The organism is Actinomycetospora sp., assembly GCF_055612215.1.
In genome coordinates, this window is the sequence record NZ_JBVPVA010000757.1 from 1 (window position 1) to 5,541 (window position 5,541).

The 5,541-nt window shown below is 70.5% G+C and carries 6 protein-coding genes; 5 read left to right on the forward strand and 1 reads right to left on the reverse strand.

From position 1 onward, the window contains the following. The first annotated feature begins 140 nt into the window (after positions 1–140). Complete coding sequence (locus AC0CYZ_RS20625; protein ID WP_472218730.1) at positions 141–512, forward strand: histone-like nucleoid-structuring protein Lsr2; 372 nt, start codon at positions 141–143, stop codon at positions 510–512. Positions 513–913: 401 nt separating this feature from the next. Here AC0CYZ_RS20625 and AC0CYZ_RS20630 read toward each other — a convergent pair whose 3' ends face one another. Next, positions 914–1,264 (reverse strand): hypothetical protein, encoded by a 351-nt coding sequence (locus tag AC0CYZ_RS20630; protein WP_472218732.1) that lies wholly within the window; start codon positions 1,262–1,264, stop codon positions 914–916. A gap of 533 nt (positions 1,265–1,797) precedes the next feature. On the opposite strand from AC0CYZ_RS20630, the gene AC0CYZ_RS20635 reads away from it, so the two are divergent. The 4 genes from AC0CYZ_RS20635 to AC0CYZ_RS20650 are packed head-to-tail and all read left to right on the forward strand — an operon-like array spanning position 1,798 to position 5,271. After that, the gene (locus tag AC0CYZ_RS20635) at positions 1,798–2,601 is read left to right on the forward strand and encodes a metal ABC transporter solute-binding protein, Zn/Mn family (RefSeq protein WP_472218734.1); all 804 of its coding nucleotides are present in this window, start codon (positions 1,798–1,800) and stop codon (positions 2,599–2,601) included. Between the two features lie 11 nt (positions 2,602–2,612). After that, positions 2,613–3,503, forward strand: a complete 891-nt coding sequence (locus AC0CYZ_RS20640) for a metal ABC transporter ATP-binding protein (RefSeq protein WP_472218736.1) — start codon at positions 2,613–2,615, stop codon at positions 3,501–3,503. Beyond that, positions 3,500–4,396 carry a metal ABC transporter permease gene (locus AC0CYZ_RS20645; protein WP_472218738.1) on the forward strand — a complete coding sequence of 299 codons (897 nt, stop codon included), beginning with the start codon at positions 3,500–3,502 and terminating at the stop codon, positions 4,394–4,396. The genes AC0CYZ_RS20640 and AC0CYZ_RS20645 overlap by 4 nt, the downstream gene beginning before the upstream one ends. A gap of 5 nt (positions 4,397–4,401) precedes the next feature. After that, the gene (locus tag AC0CYZ_RS20650; protein ID WP_472218740.1) at positions 4,402–5,271 is read left to right on the forward strand and encodes a metal ABC transporter permease; all 870 of its coding nucleotides are present in this window, start codon (positions 4,402–4,404) and stop codon (positions 5,269–5,271) included. Positions 5,272–5,541 lie beyond the last annotated feature (270 nt).

Below are 5,541 nucleotides of genomic sequence, written 5' to 3' on the forward strand. Positions count from 1 at the left end.
TGATAAGGCCAACGCGGGCAATATCCATTTCGGTGCGTCGGCGGTATGGGGTTCGAGCGCACTGCAAAAGGCTGATAACGATGAGGCGACGGCCGGAGGAGCCGATTTGACATCTCGGTTCATTCGGGCACGATCTCGATATGGCACAGAAGACAGTCGTCACTTTCCTCGACGACCTCGACGGCGAGTCCGAAGCCGAGGGCACCGTTCCGTTCGCTCTGGACGGCGTCGAGTACGAGATCGACCTCACAAAGCAGAACGCTGATCACCTCCGCGAGATCTTCGCGCCCTACATCGCTGCGGGCCGGCGCACCGGCGGCCGGCGCACGTCCTCGGGTCGATCGCGCTCCTCGAGTACCTCTGGCCCGCAGTCCGCGTCGGGTCCGGTCGCCCGCGGCCGCGAAGCGTTGAAAGCCATCCGTGACTGGGCGAAGGGCGAAGGGTGGGCGGTCAGCGATCGCGGGCGGCTGCCGAACAACGTCGTCGAGGCGTACGACGCAGCGCACAAGTAGGTGATGCGCAAAGGCGCTCAAACCCTGACCCGCTAGCTCGACGAGCGTGCGCGCACGCCGCTTCGTTCCCTGCCGACGACCGCCCAAACCGGTGGGCGAGGACGCCGCGTTGTCCTGCTCGAGCCCTTCGATCTCCCGGCTCGCGCCCCGGTCACCGGCCCGCACGTGACCCGAGGCGCCGAGCGCACCGACGAGGTCGTCGCCGATCGCGGTGTGCAGGAAGTCGAGGTCCGCCGCGTCGGTCACCTTGTTGCCGAGCACCACGAGACGGACCTCGAAGCTGCGCGTGTGTCCGGCGTACTGGCGGTACACCCCGACCGGACGCAACGTCGGTTCCCAGACCACGACCGTCATGTCGAAGCGGGTGAACAGCCCGGAGGCGAACGCGTCGGCACCGGCGGTCATGTCCACCACCACATACTCGCCGGGCCCCTCGACGAGGTGGCCCAGCTGCAGTTCCACGGCGCCGGTCTTGGCGTGGAAGCAGGAGAAGCCGAGGTCCTCGTCCTCGAACGCCCGGCCAGCCCGAGGCGCACCCCCGGCACGACCTCGCGGATGCAGGCGTCGTAGACGGGGTTGTCCTCGGTGATCCCGAGCAGTCGCGAGCCGCGGCCGGGCGGCGTGGTCTTGATCATGGTATCGGCCGACGAGATGCAGGGGTTGTCCCCGCGCAGCCATTCCTTGATCAGCAGCAGGTGGTGGGGGAGGGTCGGTAGCCCGGCCACCGTGTCCTCAGCGGCGCCCAGTGCCACGTCGAGGTTCTGGTTGATGTTGGCGTCGAGCGCCAGGACCGGCGCGCCGAGGCCGGCGGCCCGCAGCGCGAACAGTGACGCGCACGTGGTCTTCCCGGCCCCGCCCTTGCCGACGAACGCGACCTTTACCGGGTTTCTCCCTCACTGCTGGGCCTGACGGGATTCCGTCGCGGCCACGGTAGGCCACTCAGATCTGTGCCGGGAACGGGGGCCCGCATTCGCGCGGTAGTTGTGGGATTTGGGTGATATTGCGAGATGCGAATTCTTTCATCGACTACAGCAGCGGGTGAGCAGCGGTTGATCGGTGCCACGGACGGGTGCATAGTCGCCGCTGTCGCTAACGGTTATCGGTTTCATCAAGTCAGGAGCGTGGCGTGGATCGCTGTTGTGGGACCCCGTTCGGGCGTCTGCGGCCGGTGCTGGCGGTCGTGGCGGCGCTCGGGGCGTTGACGCTGGCCGGCTGCTCGACCTCCCCGCCCGCCGGGGCTTCCTCGAACGGGGCGGGCTCGCCGGGCGGCGGGAAGGTGCAGGTCGTGGCCGCCGAGAACTTCTGGGGTTCGATCGCCTCTCAGCTCGGCGGTGACCACGCGACCGTGACCAGCATCATCAACAACCCCGACGCTGACCCGCACGTTTACGAGCCCACCCCTGCCGACGGTCGGGCCATCGCCACCGCGCAGTACGTGGTGGTCAACAACGTGGGTTACGACCCGTGGGCCCAGAAGCTCATCGACGCCAATCCCTCGCCGTCGCGGACCGAGCTCTCCGTCCAGGCGGTGGCCGGCCTCCCGGACGACGGGAACCCCCACCAGTGGTACTCCCAGGCCACGGTGGAGAAGGTGGCCGATCAGATGACCGCCGACTACAAGAAGATCGACCCCGCGGACGCGGCGTACTTCGACGGGCAGCGCGAAGCGTTCGAGACCCAGGCCCTGGGCCGCTACAACCAGCTGATCAACGACATCAGGACCCGCTACGCCGGCACGCCGATCGGCGCCTCGGAGTCGATCGTCGCGCCGCTGGCGGAAAGCACCGGGCTGAACCTGATCACACCGGCTTCGCTGCTGGAGGCGGTCAGCGAGGGCAACGACCCGACCGCGGCCGACAAGGCCACGAGCGACGCCCAGATCAAGGGCAAGCAGATCAAGCTGTGGGTCTACAACAGCCAGAACACCACCCCGGACGTGCAGGCCGAGCTCGCCGAGGCCCAGGCCGCCCGGATCCCGGTGGCCACCGTCACCGAGACCCTGGTGCCGGCGACCGCGTCGTTCCAGGACTGGCAGGCTGGTCAGCTGCAGGCCATCGAGCAGGGGCTGGCCGCCGGAACCGGGCGTTGAGAGAGCGAGAGATGAGCGTGGTTCGGGAACGTGAGGACTACCCCACCCACGCCGAGTGGGACGGCCGGGGCAGCGACCCGGCCGTCCTGCTCGACGGGGTCGCGGTGTCGCGCGGTGGGAGGCGTCTATGGGGTGGGGTCGATCTTCGCGTGGAAGACGGCCAGTTCGTCGCGGTGCTCGGCCCCAACGGGGTGGGGAAGTCGACAATGCTCGCCGTGCTGCTCGGCCTTCAGCCCACGACCGAGGGCGAGGTCCGGGTGCTGGGCAGGCAGGCGGGTCAGGCCAACGCCGGGATCGGGTACCTGCCGCAGCGGCGCAGTTTCGACCCGAGCCTGCGGGTGCGGGGCCGCGACGTCGTGCGGTTGGGTCTCGACGGCACGCGCTGGGGATTTCCGTTGCCCGGTCTGAGCCGGTGGAGCCGCCGGTCGCGGGCCGCTGCCGCCCGGGTCGATGAGGTCCTCGAGCTGGTGGACGCGAGCGGGTACGCCGACCGTCCGGTCGGGCAGTGCTCAGGCGGTGAGCAGCAGCGTCTGCTGATCGCCCAGGCGCTGGTCGCGCGGCCGCGGCTGCTGCTGCTCGACGAGCCCCTCGACAGCCTCGACCTGCCCAACCAGACCGCGGTGGCGGCGCTGATCAACCGGGTCTCGCGCGAGCAGGGGATCGCGGTGGTGATGGTCGCCCACGACGTGAACCCGATCCTCGAGCACCTCGACACGGTGGTCTACCTCGCTCCCGGCGGCTGCGAGATCGGCCGCCCGGACAGGGTGATCACCAGCGCCACCTTGTCCCGGCTGTTCTCGACCCCGATCGACGTGCTGACCGCCAGCGACGGACGCACTGTGGTGGTCGGGCAACCGGCGCCGTCGCCACGCAGCGTCCCCCACGCGGGTGTGCCGTCGTGACCCTCGATCCGATCACGGTGCTGCAGGAGCTGTGGTCCTACCCGTTCATGGTGAACGCCTTCCGGGCAGGAACCATCGTCGCGGTGCTCGCCGGGGCGGCGGGCTGGTTCATGGTGCTGCGGCGCCAGAGCTTCAGCGGCCACGCCCTGGCCACCGTCGCGTTCCCCGGCGGCGCCGGCGCCGTGTTGATCGGGATCAGCGCGTCGATCGGCTTCTTCGCCTTCTGTCTCGCCGCCGCCGTGATCCTGGGTCTGCTGCCGACCTCCCGGGGGAGCGAGGGCGGGTACAGCCAGGAATCGGCGGTGACCGGCACGCTGCAGGCGTTCGCGCTGGCGTGTGGCTTCCTGTTCGTCTCGCTCTACGGCGGCTTCCTCAACGGCCTCAACGCCCTGCTGTTCGGCAGCTTCCTCGGCGTCACCACCGCACAGGTGTGGCTCCTGCTCGGCGTCGCCGCCGCCGCGCTCGCGGCGCTGGCCGGGATGGGACGCCCGCTGCTGTTCACCTCGATCGACCCGACGGTCGCACGGGCCCGCCGACTCCCGGTACGGGCACTCTCGACCGCCTTCCTCATCGTCCTCGGTGCCGCGGCCGCCGAGGCCAGCCAGATCACCGGCGCCCTGCTGGTGTTCGCCCTCCTCGTCATGCCGGCCGCGGCAGCCCAGACGCTCACCGCCCGGCCGGCGCTGAGCCTGACCCTCAGCATCGTGATCGGCATCGTCGTCACCTGGGCCGGACTCGTCGCCGCCTACTACACGCCGTTCCCGATCGGCTTCTTCGTGACGACCTTCGCCTTCGTCGTCTACCTGCTCGCCCACGGCGTGCGGCGTCTCGCCGACCAGACACGAGACCGGAGCGGGGCCCGTCCGTCCCGTCCCCTCGTCGTGGTGCGCTGACCGAGATGCCCCTCTTCCTGCTCCACGCCGTCGTCGCCGGAACCTCCGTGGCGCTCGCGGCCGGGCTCGTCGGCTACTTCCTGGTGCTGCGCGCCCAGGTTTTCGCCGGCGATGCTCTCAGCCACGCCGCGTTCACCGGATCGCTCGCGGCACTCGCTGCCGGGGTCGACCTGCGTCTGGGTCTGTTCGCCGCGACCGTGGCCGGTGGCCTTGCGCTCGGTGGGCTCGGCCGACGCGGACAGGCTGACGACGTGGTCATCGGCAACACCCTGTCCTGGATCCTCGGCCTCGGCGTCTTCTTCCTGACCCTCTACGCCACCAGGCGCAGCACCGACGACGGCTCCGCCGGCGTCACCGTGCTGTTCGGATCGATCTTCGGCATCAGTGCGGGTCAAGCCGCAGTGACCGGCATGCTCGGGCTCGCGGTGGCCGCCGCGATGTGCGCGCTCGCACGCCCACTGCTCTTCGCCACCGTCGACCCCCTCGCGGCCGCTGCCCGCGGCCTGCCCGTCCGCGTTCTCGGCGCGGTCTTCCTGGCCGTGCTCGGAGTGACCGCGGCCGAGGCCAGCCAGGTCGTCGGATCCCTGCTGCTGCTCGGCCTGCTCGCCGCACCCGCCGGCGCCGCCGCGCTGCTCACCGCCCGCCCCTACGCCGGGTTCCTACTCGCCGGCGCACTGGCCATGCTCGACGTCTGGCTCGGACTCGCCGCCGCCTACGTCTTCGACGCCCTCCCTCCCAGCTTCACCATCATCGCCGCGGCGATGCTGACGATCCTCGTCGCGTGGGCCTGGAGCCGGTCGCGATCAGCAGCCGACCCGGGGAACCGACCCGTCCAGGCAGCGTCAGCCACACCCGAACCCGCCGCGAAGCCATGATCGGGCGCCTTCCGGGGCCCGCCCCAACTCCGACCGCCTGGGTCCCGATGCCGACCGGTACTCGGCGACTGTCGTATCGCCGGAGGCGCGCGCCGCCGTGGGCAGGAATCGACAGCGCCTCGTCGGGCTCGAGGCCCTGGCTGAGGTCCCGGTCGAGCACATCGCCGGGGGCGCGTTCGCCGACTCTGCCCCAGGGAGCGCGGCCGGCTCGACCGAGATCGAACTGCAGGCGGAGCGGCTGCGCCGGTGGCTGGCCGGGGCCACCGCAGA

Excerpts from the sequence above, each read along its gene's own strand:
- AC0CYZ_RS20650 (WP_472218740.1), top strand. The coding sequence starts at position 4,402 with ATGCCCCTCTTCCTGCTCCACGCCGTCGTCGCCGGAACCTCCGTGGCG.
- AC0CYZ_RS20625 (WP_472218730.1), top strand. The coding sequence starts at position 141 with ATGGCACAGAAGACAGTCGTCACTTTCCTCGACGACCTCGACGGCGAG.
- AC0CYZ_RS20640 (WP_472218736.1), top strand. The coding sequence starts at position 2,613 with ATGAGCGTGGTTCGGGAACGTGAGGACTACCCCACCCACGCCGAGTGG.